We start from the raw sequence: 18,889 nt of genomic DNA, 5'->3' as shown, positions 1-18,889 counted from the left end.
ATCAATTCTCCGTATCTACCGCGTCTTCTTTGTTTCTCAAAAAAGATACCGCTTTTACCCGAGCAGTTTTATGTATTTCCCTGATGTCCTTTTTGCCCATCTGACCCAATAGTTCGAGATTGGTATACATAGCCGTTCCAGATGCTATCGCGGCTTTGGAAGCAATTTTCGCCATTCTGTCTTCTGTAGGTCTAATAGATTCCGATACAGCCCTGCGAATCTGCGGGAGCACGTATCCAAGAGTTTGTTCAGCAAGTTCTCTTTCCACTGCATCACGAAGTAGTCTCCTCAATGCATCAGGTTTTTTCTCACCTGTTAAAGCCATTACAGCATTCAACTTGGCTTCTACATCAAGTTCCATTCGAAGCTTGTACGGCTCTCCTAAGTTTGGAATTGACTCGTTTATCATGAATAATCCTCCTCCGTGGTCCTCAAAAATCCTTATATATCAACGAATTCTAGCATTTGTGTCCAAAAAAAGAAAGATTCATAGTATCTGTGGTCTAACTTGTGGTCTAAATAAAATGAAAATTAACCGGCTTTGCCGGATATATGTGGTCTCGCGCGGACACGCGCCTTATCCTGCATTACTGACTTCCCTCACTCCGCCCGGTGTGCCGCAATGCCTCTACCTCGATCAAGCGCCTTTGGCACTTGCCGGCCTTCGGACCGTTTCTCACACAAGCGATCTATTATGCAGCCTGTTCATACTCGCAAGCTTTAAACCAGGCTCACTCAAATCACCGGCTATCAAGCACTGCATCAGCCTGGCCATGAGCTGCTTCAGCAATTGAGATTAGGGGAATCAACTCTTCACACAGATCCAAGCTGCTAGGGATAGGATATCGATCATTAAGCCTGTTGTTATATAAACTTGATTAGTGCTAGAGCTGCGTCGATGACTTATTGACTTGTGATAGGCTATAACTTCTCCATCAGAATATTGAATCTTAGACCTAAAGCTGTGAACCCGGTTAATGAGACATAACAAGACATAAGTAACAGAAGCACCGGCTGCTCAACAAGCGACGATTAGGATTAAACCTGGAAGTGATCGGTCAGTGCTTTAGGACAGGACCAAAAGGCAATTCCGGGGCCATAGGCAAAAGTCTCACGAAGGTACACACTTGAGTCATGGTTTACGAAAAAGAATTAGCTCATTTAAGCTGTACTACACTTATATGTCACAATACAAGACATAAAAAGACATTACGAGGTAATATGAGACACAAAAGAAAACCCCAGCGATAGCAAGGGGTTCCGCAATTAAGAGACATAACAACTCACTAGGATGCATAATGCAGCACACGGCCAAATATACCGCCACTTTCATGAAAAAAATAGGCGACATTGGGGGCCTGGTTTACACCAGGCTTGTCCGCCGTCACCGTTCACCTTCTCGCTCTGCTTATAAGCCTAAGCCGAATAGAGGAAGTATGAACTTGATAAACACGCCGATGTTAATGAGCAACTGAGCACATCGCTTTGAGGTAATGAAGTTCCATAACTTCACACCGACCCACTTCGCCGCAGACCACAGCTTTTTCAGCGCTACCTTCATTTTGCATCACCCCTTTCAATTTTGTTCTGCAGACATTATAGGAGAGCACCTACGGGTTTCTAACAAACCAGTGAAAAGCTGATTCACTTCCCAGACTGCTTCTGTTAGAGGGCTCTTCTCCTTGTCCAAAGATTCATAACGATCTCCACCTCAAATTCAGGGTTTTGTTTTCCAAGCAAACCGACCCAAAAGTGAACCGATAATTGCATTCTTTACTCAAACGGATCGGTCGGTGGAATACACGGGCACCAACCTAAGCATGGAGAAATCAAACCAGACAATAGGAGTCAATAAGAGGCATAATGTCACATGAATAGTCGGATATTCAAACGAGACATTATGTGACGTTATGAGGCGCGATAGGTGAAATCCCTTGTATATCAAGGATTTGACTGTATCGTCACATTACGAGACATTAAGCATTCTAACGAGGCGTTAAGTCACATTAACCACCTTTGCTTCACGAAAATGATGACCGTTCTTTGATCCTAATGGGAACGATCTGAGTTCCCAGGATCACCTGTGACGAACCGTTACAAGCTTCATCGAGATCCGTATCCTCTAACACGTCCCTGTTGGAAGCATAAGAGTAGCCTGAAGGTTTTTTAACATGTTCCTTGTAAGTCCCTCGCCTTTGCGTCTGGATCATTCATCATAAGCACCAGGAGCCGCATTCATAACACATGTCTGTCTGACCTAGTGTTCAAACGGTCCTGTAACCAGCTGTTACAGCTCCATAAGCAAATAAATTCTGTAAATACGAATTTAGGGTTTTGTATCTCAAGCTTTGCGACATGTTTTTGGCCACTTTATCTAACAATGTCCCTCTTATAGCTCTTGTACTGAATGTACTGGCTCAACCTGATCTTGAAATAACAAAAGGAGCAATCGATTAACGATTGCTCCTTTTGTTATAAAACTATTAATTGAATTTGTTGGAGAACTTATTGAAAGGATTCTTGGTCTGAGTTTTCGGTACAGTTGCATCTTCTTGCCCAGCTGAAGCTTCCTTCTTAGCTGCAAACGGGTTCCCCTTTTTCACGCCACCACCGGCAAATGGATTTTTCTTGGCGCCTGCATCGAGTTTATCACCCATTTGGAATCCAGAAGCAGCTCGTTCGCTGGCCAATCTTTGCTGCAGTAACTCTTCGGCTTCATGTCTGAGATTCCTTGCCCGCTCAGGCAAACCACCCATGTTGGCCATGGTATACACGATAGCATGACGGTCGCTGTTATTGGTGACCGATCCTGGATAGAAGTTGACATTAGGTAGTTGAGCTTTTACTTCGGACCGGATCATCTCAAGTGTATCCTGATTGAGTTCGTTTTCTCTAGCCTTCGGCATGACGACTACAAGAGCCAGACTTCTCATATCATTTTCGTAGTCAAAGCCATTGGCAAGAACGTTTCGGCCACGATATGTACTAACGATTTCCTTAATTCGATCTTCCGTTGTGGTCACTTCGTCCAAGTTGATTTTCTTTTTGGCGAACGTGATCACTCCTCCACCCAGGAGAATATGATTAAGAAGATCCGCTACGTCTACAGTGTAGTCACTTCCAAGGGTCGTTAAGACGCTCCATTCATGCCAGATGGAGGCAAGTTTGTAGTTACTGTAATAATCCCAAGTCAGCCCCAATTTAGGCATCTCTGGATCCTGGATGTGTTCGTTGAAGATTTTCTCGTTATCCAGGATAATGAGAGATTCTAACAGCCGATACTCTCCATCTTCGTACTGATTTACCGTGAATTTTTCAGTCAGCTCCGCTAGAGCATTATATGCATTGCGGCTCTCAACTTCGTTAGGACGAGGTAAGCTGGCGATTACAATGACAGGGATACCCAGATATTCACGAATAGCTGCGACTAGGTCATTAACTGCGCCTGTGCCTGTACCGCCTCCTAACGAAACAACAACAACAATCACTTGACATTTTGACATAAGACTACCAATGGCATCGAATATCTTTTCGCCATTCTCAAGAAAAGCAGTTCTGCCAAGTTCCGGATCTTTACCAACTCCGTTTTCGTAACCTTTCATCCCAAACTTATATTGGCTAGGGATATTTTTAAGGTTCTGCATATCTCCCAGGTTGCTATTCGCAACGATGCATGGGTAAGCTTGGGTACCATTCAGATTTTTAATTGAAGCAAGTGCATCAACCATTTTGCCACCACCTTGTCCCACACCAACAAAGCCGGCGTACAGACCTGCAGAAGCTCCTTTCTGTTCGAGAAACCCTTCCAAAAGCCACTTGTTATCGATTTTCAAATTCTTCAACCTCCTTATGAGTTCATATTAATCAAAAGTTGATTAGCATAGTTCCGCGTTTTATATCCGGATTTTTTATAAAGATTGATTCCAAAAGGCTACATGCCTTTTTCCCATAGTCTGTAAGAAAGTACATTTCTTTTTGTCCTGCTTTATAGCTCGACAAAAAGCGCGCCCCTTCTAATTTTGCAACAGCAATGTCAACTGTGGCACGATATGTAGTCGATTTTGTCCCTTCTCTTTGATCCGCATCTACGAAAGCTTGTACAATGGCTGCCTTATACAACTGATGCTCATCGTTTTCTGCGAACAAATACAGAATATCCAATGTTGGACCAAACAGAATGGCTTCAGCAATCTCAATAACGGGGATTGCATCTACGTTTTTCTTCTTGGGTTCTACATAGTGCGGATCTTCATTTAACTCGATTAACTCGAATTCATAATCATGATCGGTCACGTATAATCCTACCTCCTTTTGTGTCATTAAAACACGCAACGTGTCATTATCAGTCATTAAGTATAATTACGTGTTGTTATGTCTCACAACTTTTTCTCAAATTATACCACCTACTAGCTTTTTTATCAATACAACTAGATAGATAATCAATAAATTATCAACTATCACTAGACTATTCACTAGTCATAGACTATTATTCCACATAATAAAGCCCTTCTTTCAATCATCTTTATAAAATAGTTGCTATGTATGGATTTAATAGATACTTGATTACTAGTTTTCTACTGATAAGCTATTCACTAGTGATAGACTATCGTACTTGACTATGACTAGCCTTTACGCTATTAATAGGCTTGTAGAGAAGGGCGGGGATCTGCGTGGCTGAAGACTTTTGGCAATTATCTGACTTTGCTGATAAGTTGGGCATTCATTTTACAACTGCAAACACATATTTTAAGAATCTCGAAAAGATCGGTGCTCATTACGTGAACCGTTCTGAGAGCGGGCATAAGATTTATGACAACCTGGATCTCCAAGTTGGATTGAAGATCCTTGAACTCAAAGAGCAGAATTGGAAGATAAAAGGTATTTATGCTTTGTTTAAAGATAATCCGCCATTTGAGATGAGACCCTTTCCAGAGGATTTTAGCTCAACCGAAGAAGTAAGCAATGAAATTATCCTGGCAGAGTTGAAGACAAGTTTTAAAAAGGAGATTGAAGTCTTGCTTGAACAGCAGGCTGAATTGATTCGGAAAGAACGTGACCAGGAACGCTTGTTGCTCGAAGAACGTTCATCTGCAGATCGGGCTGCAGCCCGGCAACAAGACATCACCGATCGGATCACAGCAAATCGAGTCCGATTGGCTCTTGAAATAGAGGCTTTGGAGGAATGGTCCAAACTGGATCCAAGCGAGCGAATGATTAAAGCTGGCTTGTTCCGCAAAGTTGAAGATATTTCAAAGCGAGATTTGTTCGTGAAGAAATTCGTAGCTGAGAAGATCGATGAAAAATTGCGGACAGAACTTGAACTCAATAATGAAAATGAGGATTAATTTTTACTTCATGCCACCAAAAGAGAGAAACCCGATTTTAAGGATTTCTCTCTTTTGGTGTTTTCACTATGTATGGCTGGGGCCGGCAGCTCCTGAACCCACTTACAACTGGCACTTAATACCGTATACTGAGAACAATAGGAGATGATGACACAATGAGTTCGCCCTTTATTTTTGATATGACCAACAGAGATGCTTTGATGCAGTCCTTGTGTAACTATTTTGGACTCTCAGAAGAACAAATCAAGGATCTTGTTCTCATAAACGACGATGTTTCCTTGGAATTGTTTTGCGAAACCAATGACATTATGGAAGAACAGTTGAAAAGGACGGATCTTTACATAGCTTCCTATCACAGTACGACCAATATGGATCAATGCGCCTCCATACAAAAGCTTGGTTTATTAAATTTAAGGGAAGCCCTAACGCAAGATACGCCGCTTGCAAAATACATACAAGAGCATGGCGTTATTTTTGATTTAGAAAACATAACCGTCAGCCGTCACGGCACCGTCTTTGATCTAAGAAAAAACTATGTTGGGGTACGAGATTCACCAGACAGAGCCAAGGACCATGTTGCGTTTAAACTTTACGAAGATCACCAAATCAATGGATTCCTTTGCTCGGACGATGTGCTTAGATATGGTGGATATGTGGACCGGCGGCCCGAGTTTTTAATGAATGTGGGGCAGCTATTTAAGGATCAAAGACTTGAAACGGATTGGGAGAGAGATCAGGAGCGGCGATCGTATGTACTGAAATTTATCGCTCCGTTATCGGACTACAATGCAGACACGTTTTCGATTCAACGAGAACTTTTGGCAGAAAAATCTCCTGAAGAGATCGAAGAGATGAAACTGCATGGCTTGCTGACGACCGCGCTTCGAACATTACACAAGTGCATGGCACAGGGTATGGTGAGTGAGAATATTACATATTTAAATGGAGACGCTTTTGTGCCGCCACAAAACATCATTCAAATCTTTACGGCTGAATTGTACTCTGAGTTTAATAAAACAGCATGGTAAACTACGGCCATTTTGCTCAAAACGGAAGACATAACTAAAAAATAGCGACAGTCAGGGACTTTATATTCTTGTTCTCGGCTGACGCTATTTCAGCTTGGTCCCTATGTCAATCCGTCATCTATGGAAACCAAAATAAAAGCGCCCCGGTCAAAAGGGCGCTGAATCGTTTATTTAGTTACCAAAACCGTGGCTATTGGTGGTATACATGTTGGAATTGGATATTGGAGTCGCATCGATCCTGGCATCAGGGGATACCATCACCAAAGCAATACTACACGCTGCTACGAGCAAAGCTAATCGTTTCTTCATCATCGGACACCTCATTCAAAAGTATTTTGTATCGTTCAACTGCTTCATCAGACGCTAAATCGCGGTGATTCTCAAACAGTCTGATACATTTAAGCATACCTTTTCCATCCCCAATATCAATAGCCAGCTTTAAGCTGTGCAACAGATATTGAAAGGCTTCGTCCGGACGATCATTAAAATGATAGATTGCCAAGCTCGATAACAAATGCACGTAACGATCGTTCACAAATTGTTTGTTCACTTGGCCAAACTTGCTGTATATCGGTTTTAATTCTACATGGTGCGTATATTTCTCTAAAATGTGGTCAATATTGATACTGTAGAGGTTGGCCACATCCACGATTTCGCAAAGCGCGGCGAAAACTTCCCGCTCCCGGGTATCGATATACTTGAGGTATTCCGGAAGAACATCAATTTGACCGGCTCTAAGCTTGTACATGTATCGATTCCCTTCAGCCCATTCCTGGAACTGCTGCAGGATCTCGATTTCGGACTCATTGGGATTGATAACCCAACTATCGTCATTATACATGGCCACAAATTCCAACGCTTTATCATAGTTCCCGAGATAGAAGTGTGCAGTACCCAAAGAGAGATATGCGTACTGTATGTAATACACGATTTCTTTCTTCGTGCTCGGATCCTTCTTCGATCGATAAAGTTCATAATGAATCGTTGATTTTACCTTCAGCTTGTCTGCAAGAACTAAGACCTTATCCCATTTCTTCAGCGCCCCGAAGGCATTAATGAGCTCCTTTAAGGCATCCAATTGGTAGCATTCCTCTAACCGGTCTACAAAATATTCAAACTGCGCCGCCAGCAGTAAATTGTCCCGCTGGTTATTGCACAATCGAAGCGTAAACAACCGGTACTGGCAAAGTGCCAGGCGCTCCGAATGCTGCAGTTTCTCACTTTCCGCAACGCACTCATAGATCAGTTCGGCTGCCTTACTTTTTCCTGCTGCGAAAAATTCTTCAGCCAGTGTGAAGAGCAATGGGATATACCCCAAATTGTCCATCATCAGCTGAATAACTTCTTCGATAATCTCAATCTTATTCAGATCCGCACAACGCTGCAGGAATGGCCCCAAACGTCTCCAATCCGGATCCGCAAGACTAAAACACTCGTCTATGTACAATTCGTAGAAATGACCTTCAGGCAGTGCCATACCACCCGTAATGCGATCTAATTGCCCTACAGAAATCGGTTTATGCTTATTCAAAATGTTACTCAAAGTCCCGGAATTGATCCCACTCACAGCAGCAAAACTGTTAAGCGTGATCTGTTCACTCTGCAAATACTTCTCCAAATGTTCCCGTATCGTGAGCACCGACCCCATGAGAACACCGCCTTTCAACCAATTTTCATTTCTGGAATTATTTTGGTATGCAGAAATAATCATATTTAAAAATTAAGCAGTGGTCAATACCATTATAAGTTTTAGCTTCAATCCTTTTTCACAGTTATTTAAGCACTCCTATTGTGAATTTTTCATAGGGTGATAAATTCGAAATAGAGTAGACTATTCCGCGATCCTTTCGGCTGGTTATTCATCATACTCATGAAAAAAGGGGGCTCCCGCGCCTTCGCTTGGGCTACATCAACCACCGTAAAAACCTTCATCATCTGCATATATATACGGTTCATTCATCCAATCGGCTCTAAGAAAAACAATCTTCTATAGCACTGTGCATAAGTCAATCTAAGCTCCAAACTATCCACAGGCCCAATAAAAGGTTAAAACGCTAATGCGTTTTCTAAAGATTGAAATCATCCTCCCCACGCCCGCCCCTACATTAACGGTGAATTGGAGGTCGATAAGAGAGAACATCTTTTTCGTGAATGGTTTTGGGGTAAGTGGACACAATTCACCTTATCCCGGCCAGGGTATCAAACCTGGGCTTTTGATGACATCGGTGGCCATCAGGCGGGATAAGGTGCGTCAAAACAACGGGGCCAGCACTATTTCGGCGGCTGGCAGCCGGAGTTGTTTCTACCACGCGCCCCTGAAGGACGCTGATTACTTATGGGCTTTCGCCCGGATCGGTTACGGTTCCTATGGACCTCTCCGCCACCACGGCTTTTGTAATCACTTCTCAAACCGGGGTCTCGCCTCCCTTGAACGGTTTCCAGCAAGGTTCTGCCGGCGATTGACCTCGTACTATTCGGAACGGTCGCGATCCACCATGGAGTCACATGGTATCGGATTGCGCTTCGTTTTCTGCCCGGGTCTGTCAATGGACAGACGTCGAGAGTGAAGCTTCACGCGCACCTGGTTAAGGTGCGAATGGCCACGTCTAATCGTGGCAACCCTCGTTACACCGATCCACTAGCTCCGGGCATGCCTCATGGACCGAGCAGGTCTTTTAATGTGGTCTCCTGTTCCACAAAGCTGCGCAGCTCATCCGGCCAATTCCTAAAAAAGACAATAGGAAATCAAGCCCTTGTTAATCCATTTTCAAAAAATGGAAACAAGCGCATGCGTATGTAATTTTTGATCTTGCTTGTATATGATTCAATAGCCCCGTTTTAATAAAGGCTATGAGTCTAAAGACCTAATCATTAAGCACTGATTTAATGCGATTTTGTCGAAATCAAGCTAAAAACAGGTGGTTTTTAGCCATATAAGCCAATCGAACCCTTGAACTGTTTATGAACGGCTGTTATAATCAGACCATAACTTGATTTTGACAATACAAAGCCGGACCCTCATATCTCCATTTTTTGAAAAATGGGTTGAGAGCCTGTAAATAAAAGCTTTTGAAATATTTTTTGGATGGTAAGCTGGTAACTTACTTCTCCTAATGACATCATGGATTGTGGTGATCCAAGTTGTCGGTCAAAATTAGGTTTTCGGTTAAATCTCAACTCGGCTTGGTAGGCTGAGTTTTTTTATTTGTTCCTTTCTTGGTAGGAAAGGTTCAAAGCTAACTATAAAAGCCCTGTCTCCTCCTCCAGATCGGGGAAAGAAACAGGGCTTGAAGATCCACTTTACGAATCGTCTTTTATACGCATGATTTTCCATCAGTACCATTGAAAATTTGATTGATTTATATTGATTCAATCAGATCCATTTGGTACAATAAACGCATATAACGTTTTGGAAAAGTCATTGGTAACGGCCTGTTCCCGATCTACGAATCGGATGAGCAGATCAAGAAGTTGGTAGCTTCTTGGTTCCGCCTGAACTGATGGCTTTTCTATTTGCTGCTTATGAAAAATACTATATCATACTGATGAAATGAATGGAAGTCGAAATATGCCAGTGGATAACTCTGTTTCCAACACCGTATTTGTGGATAAGTCAGGTAACAACGTATAAACAACAGAATTTGATTTGAGAAAATGTCTATTTCAAAAGAATTCTGACTTGCTTACAGATAAGAAGCTACTAAATTCCTTTTGGACGTATCTTTATCTTTCGAATAATAGAAACAATATATCTACAATACAGACGAACAGTAAGAACGCCTGGAACACAAAAAAGCACACATGGTGTGCTTGAGCTTGTCCCTATTTTACAGGTAGCCTGCTGAGCGCAGATGACGGAATCGTTGATTTCCCCCCCATTGCCCGATCGGGTCTCTCTTTCTTACTCCCCCCATTCAAGCAGTCGCCAACCTTTCCACTGATTCACAATATGCTTGCGTTTGCCCTGCATGGAGTATTTTATTTTGGTAATCCCATCCCAAGCTTGGCGAACGGTTCCATCCAGCATATCCTCATGATCCCGCAACCACAGCATAAGGTTACGGCAACGGAACACTTGCCCATCAGGAGATTGTATAACCCACTCTTTGGCGTTGACATGAGTTTCAAAGCGACCAGTGAGGGGGTTTGTAGCGGCAGCAATGTGCGCCTTTTCCAGCGATGACAGCAGCACATCACCTTTTCGCCGTCTGTTTTCTGATGAGCAGACCGATCCGCACGTAACAGTGTCTGAGCTGGGCGGTGACGGAAACTCTTTACCGCATACCACGCAGGTTTTTGTATGCGATCTGTATATGGAGTAGCAGGCGCGGGAACAACAGTTTTTATTCCGGCCTAGAGGGTTTGTTTTGCATATAGGGCAAAGTTTCATATGTACACCTCTTATTATAAAGGTAAGCTGTAAAGGCCCTGTCAGGATCGATCAGACAGAGCCTTTACAAGGTGGTATCTCTTGTTGTATTATGATCTACATAAGTCGTCCTCTTCATGGAGGATGTGGATTGAAATAAACTTAACAAACCGAAGTCAGTGAGGTGCACACTCACTGGCTTTTTTCTTTGTAATGGTTCGCAAAATACTCTTGGCATTTTGCGCAATACTTTGGCGGTGAGCCTTTGAAAATCGCCCTTCCGGGTTTCCATTCTTGCCCGCAATAGTTGCATAGTGTCACTGGGGATCGATCCTGTCTACGCTGCCGGTAGGCATAATACTTATGCGCTGGACGGCAGTATTTTTGATTGAATTCGTCCGTCTTAAATTCTTCCTTACAATATGGACAGGTTCTTATGTAGCGCCCAATCACTGGTTTTCCCTTTGTGCCAGTGTTGACATTATTTTGGGCAAAGCTTCAAACCGCTTATTTCCGTCCGCTTTGATCCATCCGGTCGTGCGCGCGAGAAGGTCATAATCCTTATTTATGATTGCTTGTTCCAGCAAACGAACATTTTTTTCATATTCCGCCTTCCATTCGTCCGCCCAAATTTTTGCCAATTCCGCTCGGCGTTCGTCTGAGCTGGCTTTTCTCAGTTTTTGACTAATCGACAATCTGCCCATCAAAGTACCTCCTAATTAATTTGTTTGATGCGTCTCTCATTATATCAGATGGGTATACCCCAAAAAAGCCGCCAGCCCTATGCAGACTCGCGGCAAGAATCCGGCCTATGGATTAACTTGGTTTAGTTTACACCATCCCTGCTGCCCTTGCAGCGGAAAGTACGCTACCATCTCGCCAGTAACCTATGTAGGCGAGATAGCCTTCATCTACCTGTTCCCACCCGTAAAGTACTCCCTGTGGATCGCCTTCGAGGGGGTGATACGCGCTTCCTCCAGTGATATAGATCATCTTTTTGTAAGCGTGGCAGACATCCCGAAGAAACTGCTTGGTGTAGCGAGGGTCTTCATCTCTCCTGTTATACTCGTGAGAGACAACGGTTCGAACCATTTCATGCACTGCTCCCGGATACTGCTCAAGTAGTGTGTCTACACTGCCCTTGTAAGGACATTCGCATTCGCATTCGGGATTAGAACACCACGCATCCCGAATATTAAATGTCAGACTATCCTCCGCCGAAGAGGAAATATTACAAATCAGAAGCAACGCGTCTTTGAGTGTATCAACTTTTTTGGACAATACTGTGTATTCCATTGCCAATTCTCCTTATGCCCGGCTCCTTATTGAGCCTGCGACTGTATATACAGCTTGTATGTTCACCCAAGAACACTGCCTTCCGTGTTTCTGTACTTGTAGCGACTAAGTACATAATTAAAATGAGGCGAAGACAGGTGTTTTCTGGCATATTCGTGATAAGCCAACACATCTGTTTGTTCTTTCATTTCCTTTCTCTTCCTTCTTTTTGCCGCCGCCTCAAATCCAAGCCAGCTATTATCAGGCTCAAATGTGAGGTGAAAATTGGGTAAACCTAGCTCTAGCGCAGCATAAATAGCATCTAGTAGCATCTTCTTAGACTCAACGTATACGTTCTCCCGCGTATACTTTTCGCGATACATTAGGTCTGCTGCCACGGTTATGGTTACTCGGTGATCGTAACCATTGAAAATACGATCATCTAAATGCATGACTTTCACGTAGTTCTCAGGGTCAAAATCTCCTGAGAATCCTCGGAATTCTCGTTGTCGATTTCCTAGTGTTAGTATTTTATCTGAAGGTATTGCACCTGATTCCAACGCATGGAACAGATAGAGCAAGAATCCATCTACTATTGACGGTATATCTAATTTTTTCATATTCTCGTGCATTGTTCCCTCCAATGCCCGATGCCTTGTTGCATCTGCGGCTGTATGATAAGGGGCCGTGGCCCCTATAATTAATTCCCTTCGGAAACCCCATACGCTTCGTCCAGGGCGGCATTCACCCGCAGCGCCATGTCTTCCAGATCACAATCGGAAGATTCCGAAACGATCCGGTCAACTTCATCAACATCCAAAATCTGAGTCTTGATATTTTGAATGCGTTCGGCGAGGACGGCTTGATCCCCGATCACCTTAGCCCACCAATCATATGTATCTTGCGTTGCCAGATATACACCTTGAGTCTCTTCCCATACAAACTGACCGTCATTGAATCCATCGTAATTACCGATAAAGTCTTTCACCCAATCAACACCAGTGCTTGGGTCGATTAAACTCAATGTGCGCATTGTCTTTGCACCATTTATCATTACTATGATCATTGTTCATCCCTCCAATTTTGGTATAATGGAGGCGGGGAGGACCGACCAAAGTTTCCCCGCCAGAGCCGCCCGGATATGCTCTTATCCAGGCGGCTTTCAATACAAAGCCCACTACTACTTTTTTCATGAATACGGGTTCCACCTCTACCCTACCGCTATTTCCGATTCTTCTATCTCAGCTATTTCTCCGGAGATAACCTGGATATACTGCCGTTGGCCTCCGTCACACACATCATAGATCCCATCAATCAATCTGAATTCTAACGCATTGCCCAAATGCCGGTAGTCTTTGATAAATTCACGTTGATATTTGTATTTCCCCCCGACAGAAGTGATTCTAGCAACCCAAGTTTTATGTTTACGGCTTCCCGTAAGCGTCCGTAATATCGCAGGCTTTGGCCGGCGAGTTTCTGCCCAAGCTTCACGAAGAGCTAAAGCAAAATAATCTCTGGAGGATCCACCGAATCTTTGTTGCGCTCTTTTTGCGGCGTTCCATGCCTTGGCCATGATATTGATCTCCATCATTAACCACCTCTTCGAAGTAATTAAAAGTTAAATTTATTAAGCGTTTATATATATAATATAAGCGATCGCTAAATATTTGTCAATAATAAACACTGAAATTATTTAGCGATTGTTGTTGTTTATTCAGCATTCGTATATACTAAATGAGAGGAGTTGATATTAAATGATATTTACATATGAACCATTGCGCATATTAATCGTAAAGCGAAACATGCAGAAATTAGAGTTTGCTGCTGCAGCTGGCATTTCACCGCCTACGCTTTCAAAATTAATGAAGGATCACCCAGTGAACTTGGATGTTTTAGAAAAGGTTTGTATTGCCTTAGATGTGGAGCTTCATGAAATCATTCGTAGAAAAGATAAGGAATGATCACCACGACACCGCAAGACTTGGGGAAAACTTCGTACTCATCGCCTGGCCAGTCCTGCCAGTACCAAACGATCAAGCGGAGCAAAGAGCATCCATGTCTGGCGCGGGCACTGCCACGGTTAGTGGACAGGCCCGCGCAGCTTAGAACAACAGTTTATTTATAAACGGATTCCTCCACTCATTGTCGGCATTAAAACGAGCCAGATTGTTATCATCGTCTGTGGCGGGATTACCGATATAAAGATAGCTACACGCAGAACGGAGATCAGAAGGGAGATGTATGAATCTTTCATTTTACATATCGAAAAAGCGTCTTCAGGACAAAAAATTTTAGAGTGTCAATATTTCATTAACCTAATTGTTGTCAGATAGTTAAAGGCCAAACAAAACTGGCCAAGTTAAATTTGTAGAATTTAGAGTTTCTTAAAAGGTTTAAAGATGGAGGGATATAAAATGACTAATACACCCAAAGAAATAGACAAATCCGTATTGGACTTCTGTAAATCAATTACACGAAAATCAGTACCTGAATATGTAGACTTACGCCCTGAATCGTGGTGTAAAGAAAACGAATGCTATAATAATGTGGAGCAGAAGGTTAAGGAATGCGGTGGCAAGAGACAGTTGGGATGGAGGATTCAGGTTATGCCTGACCCTTTCCCTAAATTCATGATAGAAGCAGTCCATCATGCTATATGGATTTCGGAGACTGGTGAGAAAATAGATATTACACCACAACCTGCTTCTGCGAATAGAATAGTTTTTGTATCAGACGATTCAGTTAAGCTTGGAAAGTATAGAATTGGAGAAAAGTATCATGCATTGATAAACTGTCCAATAGTTCATGAGTATGTGCGACTTTGCAAATCAGAAAGTGCACATTATGTTAGCAAAACTGAGTTAATTAATGATTACGAAACTCCAAAAATATTAAAGGAAAAGCAGGATGCTCTGATACCGCAAATAGTGATGAAACATGGCATGAAATTTTGAATTTGTTTCATCACTATCAGTCTACTATTTTTACTTTCGTCGAATAGCTAACACAAAAAAACGAACAGAACGTTTTTCGTTCTGCTCGTTTTTTGTAATGTAATCTCTAAGCTTTAGGAACAGACTTCCTGGATCAGCTCCGGATTGTTGTTTCTCACATTGCCGATATCTGAACTAACCTTATAGGCTCTCATTGCTTCAGACGGATATGGCTGCAGTAGCCCCAACACGGAGTCTTTGTCCGAATCCTTCGCAAGCCATTCTTCTTCGTTCTCTGGCCGCAAGATAACCGGCATGCGGTTATGAATTTCTGCCATGAGGCTATTTGGCTCGGTCGTAATGATCGTGCACGTTGACAACTTGTTTCCGTCCGGATCAATCCAGGTGTCATATAAGCCAGCAAGCGAAAAAATGGAGTCATCTTTCATGAGGATCCGCATCGGCTGCTTCCCTGAGCTGAGCTTTTTCCACTCTAGAAAACCCGAACATGGTACGATACAACGTTTAGAGCCAACCAATCGTTTGAAAGCTGGCTTTTCAGCCAGGGTTTCCGCCCTCGCATTGATCATTTTGTTCCCGATCTTGTCATCACTCGCCCAGGATGGCACGAGTCCCCATCGAAGCGATCCTAACCGGTTGCCGCTACTGCTTCCTATTATCGTCGGGATATATTGCATAGGCGCTGCATTATAGTTTGGTTTGTACGCAAACCCTTCTCCAATCGATGCATAGTATCGATCCATAATTGCATCGAGCGGATCCGTGATGGTAAACCTTCCACACATCCATAACGCCTCCATTCATACGATAAATCGATCAAATACCGGGCTGCGCAGCATGCCCGATTTGGTCCAATTCCGGATCTTTACACGGGCTTGTATCCGCGGCTCAAGATATATATTATCCTTGTCCTCTCCCGTAACAAGCTGGCTGCAGACGCCACGAAATGCCTGCTTCTGCTTAGGGCCTGGACCATGTTCAATGATCCCAGCAGGCCGGAGTCTTCCGGATGGATCCGGGACAGCTGCCAGCCAACCGAACTTATCCCGGCGATATCCAATAATGTACACGTCCACATAGGACCAGTTAATTACCTTTAACCATGCCGAGGATCTTCTGTTTTCGTATTTACTGTCTTTCCGCTTACAGACCATCCCTTCCATGCCCCAGGACTCTATCTGAGCATACAGCTCCTCGCCCGCTCCTTCCACGTAAGGCATGATACCAACATGACTGGATGATAGATCTAAACTGGCCAGAATTGCTTTGCGCTCCAGGAGTGGCAATGATCGAAGATCCTGCCTTTTGTACTGAAGAATATCGAAAATGACAAAGGTGACCGGCGTGCTGGCTGCCAAACGTCTGATCTTATCGGATCGTTTGGCAGAAAACCTGCTCATGACTGCTTCGAAGTCCGAAACACCCGTATCCGGGTCTACACAGGCAACCTCTCCATCCAGGATAACATCTTCACGAAAAGGAAGCTGCAGCTCCGGATATTGGCGAGTACAATCGTTGTTATGACGCGTGTAAAGCCGGATACTTCCGGATTGTTGCGAATATATAAGACGGTGGCCATCGACTTTAGGCTCGAAGATATAACCCGAATGGCTGAATGGCCCCGCTGCTGTTTCTAGTAACATTGGGCTCAACATAAATAACACCTCAACCCCATTATAGCTCTTGGCCACGATAGAATAATCCGGTAAGTTATGGAGCATCGTGATCAAAAAATAGCATCTGAGGTATGGCCGTAAAATGTATGTATCTTACTCACGTATATCATATCGAAGTTTTTGGATCTTTTGGATTGAACAACCGTATTTTACGGTGATATAATGAGTATAATTAGTGTAGCAACATTAAAAAAGCCTTGCCGCTGGAACGGCAAAGCTTTGGATCAAAAGCTGGCGGGTTACCCCACGGCGTGCAAAAAATATTGCATAGTTTAAGAAAAACTCACCGGTGGTCTGCCAACCTTACGCGGTGGGTTTTTTCTTTTGTCTAAATTTTCGTCTGAACCAACGGTACAGCTTATGTGCGCTGAGCAGAATGCTCAGTAACGCAGCCAGACCCTTGAGTACATCCAAAAAAGACAAGAGCGTGATCATGGCTATCACCTCCTTACAAAGAAGGCTACGCCGTGATCATCCCCACCACATCTCTTAATCCTTAACAGATTATACCATGATTGTTTTACTAGATTAAAGTTTTTTCAGGGGGAAACGCCCCAAGAAAAATTGATGAATCCAGCCCTCCACATTCTCTTGTTCTTCATGTCCCAGGGCTTTCATTACATCTGTATTGATAGAATTCGTGCGAGCAAGCATTAAAGTGCTTTGGTCACTGAGATTTCCCGTGTCATACCGTTTAGCTACCTTCAAAATGGTTTGATCCAACTGCACTTCATTCAAATACATATGATCCCTCCTGTGGATGATTCTACTACCAAATTATACCTTATTGAATTAGAAAAGGCCCGCTGAAGGGCGGGCCCGCATTTATAAATATTTCATAATCCGACACTTTCATTGAACACCTTTGCGGATAGATTCTTATGCTTCAGATTTATTTACATTTGGATAAATGAAAGCTGCTTGCTTGACTTGAACAGCCTGACGGCGATCAGGACGCGCTGCCTGCTTCTTTTTATGGATAACGCGCTTTGCTCCATAGTGCGCATACAGCTGCGCACCCGCTACGATCGTCAATAGAATAAATCCAATCCAATACCAAGTTACCATACTCATTGTTGATTCCCTCCGTTTTTGTTAGAATGGAGAGGCGTAGGACCTGCGAAGTGTTACGCCTCGACAAAGCCGATTACTTTTGTAGTCGGTTTTTTAGTTGTTCTTCAATCTGTTTTTTTATGATCATAAACGCCACGATCTTTTTATCTAGCTGCTGTGACATCTCAATGACTTCTGTATGAAGCAGCCCCATCTTGAGTCCGATTTCCTCCATCTTGGTCCGCAGCTGCTCCATCTCTACCTCTACTGCCTTCAGTTGGCCATACAGCTCTTCCGTATCTTCCATATGGATTATCCTTTCTGGCGGCTGAGAGCCGCCACAAATTTAGGAGTACATTTCGTGGGCCATTAGGGCGAATGCATCATCAACATTCAGGCTGTCTAACATGTGATTCGTAAGCGCCTCACCTGCCAGCATATAGAGAGCGTCCGCCTTCAACCGTTGTTCGGGACTAAGGGAATTTAACAGGGCATCCTGCACGGCGGCTTCAGGTGATTCCTGTTTTACCGGGAATGGCACCACGTTGTCCGGAAGGAGCGGTGCGAGCTTTGGCTTTTCACGTTTATCGATAACGGGCTTTTCAGCTACCAGTAAGTCTTTGCATGGCCGTGGCTCCAATCCAGCCAGGGCACCCGTCCGGATTAGATCCCGCTCGAGTTCAAGGCGCTCAGGTTTGTTCATATCCAGCCAAGCTTTTTCCGATCCAGCCGCTTCCACCAAAGCGGCCCGCCGCTCTTCAGATAATTGCCGTGAAGCGTTCAGATAGCGCGGTCCTGCAAAAACGTCTCCACGCCATTCATAACCGGTGCATTCTTCGTAATCCGTCTTCCAGAGCACGCGTGTGTAGCTCTCGAAGCGATTCAGTACCAATTCCACATCCTGAACGACCGGACCATCTACCCAGCTCACATGCACACTGTCATAATCGGATCGCATCGAAAATTTGAAGCCGGGAAACACCAGTTTCAGTGCTTCTTGGATATGTTTTTTCGTTTCTTTGCCAGGAATGTTTTTCATATGGATCGTCTCCTTTGGTTTAAAAAAGTGTGGTGGAAGCAGCTGGGATGATTCCGCGCTAACCCTTTTGACGGCCGCATGGGATCGGGTCCCGGAAGGGCGTTTTTTCGCCTTTTGACGCGGAGCTTGGAAACAGGGGCATAGGCGGTT

The 18,889-nt window shown here is 43.7% G+C and carries 21 protein-coding genes; 4 read left to right on the top strand and 17 right to left on the bottom strand.

Annotation, left to right across the window (positions count from 1 at the left end; translation table 11 throughout):
• Position 1: 1 nt before the first annotated feature.
• The 3 genes from RSX24_RS28895 to RSX24_RS28885 all read right to left on the bottom strand — a co-directional run bounded on the left by RSX24_RS28895 (position 2) and on the right by RSX24_RS28885 (position 4,293).
• Entirely contained in the window at positions 2-409 is a 408-nt protein-coding gene (locus RSX24_RS28895; RefSeq protein ID WP_343262527.1) for a hypothetical protein, read from the bottom strand.
• Positions 410-2,483: 2,074 nt separating this feature from the next.
• Positions 2,484-3,833 carry a tubulin-like doman-containing protein gene (locus RSX24_RS28890; RefSeq protein WP_343262526.1) on the bottom strand — a complete coding sequence of 450 codons (1,350 nt, stop codon included), beginning with the start codon at positions 3,831-3,833 and terminating at the stop codon, positions 2,484-2,486.
• Between the two features lie 31 nt (positions 3,834-3,864).
• The gene (locus RSX24_RS28885; protein ID WP_343262525.1) at positions 3,865-4,293 is read right to left on the bottom strand and encodes a hypothetical protein; all 429 of its coding nucleotides are present in this window, start codon (positions 4,291-4,293) and stop codon (positions 3,865-3,867) included.
• Positions 4,294-4,670: 377 nt separating this feature from the next.
• On the opposite strand from RSX24_RS28885, the gene RSX24_RS28880 reads away from it, so the two are divergent.
• Positions 4,671-5,345 (top strand): hypothetical protein, encoded by a 675-nt coding sequence (locus RSX24_RS28880; protein WP_343262524.1) that lies wholly within the window; start codon positions 4,671-4,673, stop codon positions 5,343-5,345.
• A gap of 155 nt (positions 5,346-5,500) precedes the next feature.
• Positions 5,501-6,373 carry a hypothetical protein gene (locus RSX24_RS28875; protein ID WP_343262523.1) on the top strand — a complete coding sequence of 291 codons (873 nt, stop codon included), beginning with the start codon at positions 5,501-5,503 and terminating at the stop codon, positions 6,371-6,373.
• A 271-nt stretch (positions 6,374-6,644) separates the two neighbouring features.
• Here RSX24_RS28875 and RSX24_RS28870 read toward each other — a convergent pair whose 3' ends face one another.
• The 7 genes from RSX24_RS28870 to RSX24_RS28840 all read right to left on the bottom strand — a co-directional run bounded on the left by RSX24_RS28870 (position 6,645) and on the right by RSX24_RS28840 (position 13,608).
• Positions 6,645-8,021, bottom strand: a complete 1,377-nt coding sequence (locus RSX24_RS28870; RefSeq protein ID WP_343262522.1) for a transcriptional regulator — start codon at positions 8,019-8,021, stop codon at positions 6,645-6,647.
• A gap of 2,253 nt (positions 8,022-10,274) precedes the next feature.
• Positions 10,275-10,565: a hypothetical protein gene (locus RSX24_RS28865; protein ID WP_343262521.1), complete on the bottom strand. Its 291-nt coding sequence runs from the start codon at positions 10,563-10,565 to the stop codon at positions 10,275-10,277.
• A 626-nt stretch (positions 10,566-11,191) separates the two neighbouring features.
• Positions 11,192-11,446: a hypothetical protein gene (locus RSX24_RS28860; RefSeq protein WP_343262520.1), complete on the bottom strand. Its 255-nt coding sequence runs from the start codon at positions 11,444-11,446 to the stop codon at positions 11,192-11,194.
• 127 nt (positions 11,447-11,573) lie between these two features.
• A complete protein-coding gene (locus RSX24_RS28855; RefSeq protein WP_343262519.1) occupies positions 11,574-12,038 on the bottom strand; it encodes a hypothetical protein in 465 nt (154 codons plus the stop codon).
• Between the two features lie 62 nt (positions 12,039-12,100).
• Entirely contained in the window at positions 12,101-12,649 is a 549-nt protein-coding gene (locus RSX24_RS28850; RefSeq protein ID WP_343262518.1) for a hypothetical protein, read from the bottom strand.
• A gap of 68 nt (positions 12,650-12,717) precedes the next feature.
• Entirely contained in the window at positions 12,718-13,083 is a 366-nt protein-coding gene (locus RSX24_RS28845) for a hypothetical protein (protein ID WP_343262517.1), read from the bottom strand.
• Between the two features lie 144 nt (positions 13,084-13,227).
• Positions 13,228-13,608, bottom strand: coding sequence for a hypothetical protein (locus RSX24_RS28840; protein ID WP_343262516.1), 381 nt, complete (start codon positions 13,606-13,608; stop codon positions 13,228-13,230).
• 163 nt (positions 13,609-13,771) lie between these two features.
• On the opposite strand from RSX24_RS28840, the gene RSX24_RS28835 reads away from it, so the two are divergent.
• Both RSX24_RS28835 and RSX24_RS28830 read left to right on the top strand, forming a co-directional pair.
• Positions 13,772-13,978, top strand: coding sequence for a helix-turn-helix domain-containing protein (locus RSX24_RS28835; protein WP_343262515.1), 207 nt, complete (start codon positions 13,772-13,774; stop codon positions 13,976-13,978).
• Between the two features lie 453 nt (positions 13,979-14,431).
• Positions 14,432-14,971 (top strand): hypothetical protein, encoded by a 540-nt coding sequence (locus RSX24_RS28830; protein WP_343262514.1) that lies wholly within the window; start codon positions 14,432-14,434, stop codon positions 14,969-14,971.
• Positions 14,972-15,084: 113 nt separating this feature from the next.
• On the opposite strand, the gene RSX24_RS28825 is transcribed toward RSX24_RS28830, so the two are convergent.
• The 7 genes from RSX24_RS28825 to RSX24_RS28795 all read right to left on the bottom strand — a co-directional run bounded on the left by RSX24_RS28825 (position 15,085) and on the right by RSX24_RS28795 (position 18,739).
• On the bottom strand, positions 15,085-15,756 hold the full coding sequence (locus RSX24_RS28825) for an SOS response-associated peptidase (RefSeq protein ID WP_343262513.1): 672 nt from the start codon (positions 15,754-15,756) through the stop codon (positions 15,085-15,087).
• A 15-nt stretch (positions 15,757-15,771) separates the two neighbouring features.
• Entirely contained in the window at positions 15,772-16,626 is an 855-nt protein-coding gene (locus tag RSX24_RS28820) for an ATP-dependent DNA ligase (RefSeq protein ID WP_343262512.1), read from the bottom strand.
• A gap of 324 nt (positions 16,627-16,950) precedes the next feature.
• Positions 16,951-17,082: a hypothetical protein gene (locus RSX24_RS28815; protein WP_343262511.1), complete on the bottom strand. Its 132-nt coding sequence runs from the start codon at positions 17,080-17,082 to the stop codon at positions 16,951-16,953.
• Positions 17,083-17,175: 93 nt separating this feature from the next.
• The gene (locus RSX24_RS28810) at positions 17,176-17,391 is read right to left on the bottom strand and encodes a hypothetical protein (protein ID WP_343262510.1); all 216 of its coding nucleotides are present in this window, start codon (positions 17,389-17,391) and stop codon (positions 17,176-17,178) included.
• 135 nt (positions 17,392-17,526) lie between these two features.
• Positions 17,527-17,721, bottom strand: coding sequence for a hypothetical protein (locus RSX24_RS28805; RefSeq protein WP_343262509.1), 195 nt, complete (start codon positions 17,719-17,721; stop codon positions 17,527-17,529).
• A 73-nt stretch (positions 17,722-17,794) separates the two neighbouring features.
• Positions 17,795-18,007 carry an aspartyl-phosphate phosphatase Spo0E family protein gene (locus tag RSX24_RS28800; RefSeq protein WP_343262508.1) on the bottom strand — a complete coding sequence of 71 codons (213 nt, stop codon included), beginning with the start codon at positions 18,005-18,007 and terminating at the stop codon, positions 17,795-17,797.
• Between the two features lie 39 nt (positions 18,008-18,046).
• Positions 18,047-18,739, bottom strand: a complete 693-nt coding sequence (locus RSX24_RS28795) for an LPD29 domain-containing protein (RefSeq protein WP_343262507.1) — start codon at positions 18,737-18,739, stop codon at positions 18,047-18,049.
• Positions 18,740-18,889: the final 150 nt, after the last annotated feature.

Source organism: Paenibacillus hubeiensis (assembly GCF_032334105.1).
Lineage (GTDB): Bacteria > Bacillota > Bacilli > Paenibacillales > Paenibacillaceae > Paenibacillus > Paenibacillus hubeiensis.
This window is presented reverse-complemented; position numbering and strand designations above follow the sequence as displayed.

Coding starts and splice junctions, on each gene's coding strand:
- RSX24_RS28810 (WP_343262510.1), bottom strand. CDS start 17,391: ATGTATTTGAATGAAGTGCAGTTGGATCAAACCATTTTGAAGGTAGCT.
- RSX24_RS28845 (WP_343262517.1), bottom strand. CDS start 13,083: ATGATCATAGTAATGATAAATGGTGCAAAGACAATGCGCACATTGAGT.
- RSX24_RS28875 (WP_343262523.1), top strand. CDS start 5,501: ATGAGTTCGCCCTTTATTTTTGATATGACCAACAGAGATGCTTTGATG.
- RSX24_RS28805 (WP_343262509.1), bottom strand. CDS start 17,721: ATGAGTATGGTAACTTGGTATTGGATTGGATTTATTCTATTGACGATC.
- RSX24_RS28825 (WP_343262513.1), bottom strand. CDS start 15,756: ATGTGTGGAAGGTTTACCATCACGGATCCGCTCGATGCAATTATGGAT.
- RSX24_RS28895 (WP_343262527.1), bottom strand. CDS start 409: ATGATAAACGAGTCAATTCCAAACTTAGGAGAGCCGTACAAGCTTCGA.
- RSX24_RS28815 (WP_343262511.1), bottom strand. CDS start 17,082: ATGATCACGCTCTTGTCTTTTTTGGATGTACTCAAGGGTCTGGCTGCG.
- RSX24_RS28855 (WP_343262519.1), bottom strand. CDS start 12,038: ATGGAATACACAGTATTGTCCAAAAAAGTTGATACACTCAAAGACGCG.
- RSX24_RS28795 (WP_343262507.1), bottom strand. CDS start 18,739: ATGAAAAACATTCCTGGCAAAGAAACGAAAAAACATATCCAAGAAGCA.
- RSX24_RS28850 (WP_343262518.1), bottom strand. CDS start 12,649: ATGCACGAGAATATGAAAAAATTAGATATACCGTCAATAGTAGATGGA.
- RSX24_RS28835 (WP_343262515.1), top strand. CDS start 13,772: ATGATATTTACATATGAACCATTGCGCATATTAATCGTAAAGCGAAAC.
- RSX24_RS28840 (WP_343262516.1), bottom strand. CDS start 13,608: ATGATGGAGATCAATATCATGGCCAAGGCATGGAACGCCGCAAAAAGA.
- RSX24_RS28860 (WP_343262520.1), bottom strand. CDS start 11,446: ATGGGCAGATTGTCGATTAGTCAAAAACTGAGAAAAGCCAGCTCAGAC.
- RSX24_RS28830 (WP_343262514.1), top strand. CDS start 14,432: ATGACTAATACACCCAAAGAAATAGACAAATCCGTATTGGACTTCTGT.
- RSX24_RS28800 (WP_343262508.1), bottom strand. CDS start 18,007: ATGGAAGATACGGAAGAGCTGTATGGCCAACTGAAGGCAGTAGAGGTA.
- RSX24_RS28820 (WP_343262512.1), bottom strand. CDS start 16,626: ATGTTGAGCCCAATGTTACTAGAAACAGCAGCGGGGCCATTCAGCCAT.
- RSX24_RS28870 (WP_343262522.1), bottom strand. CDS start 8,021: ATGGGGTCGGTGCTCACGATACGGGAACATTTGGAGAAGTATTTGCAG.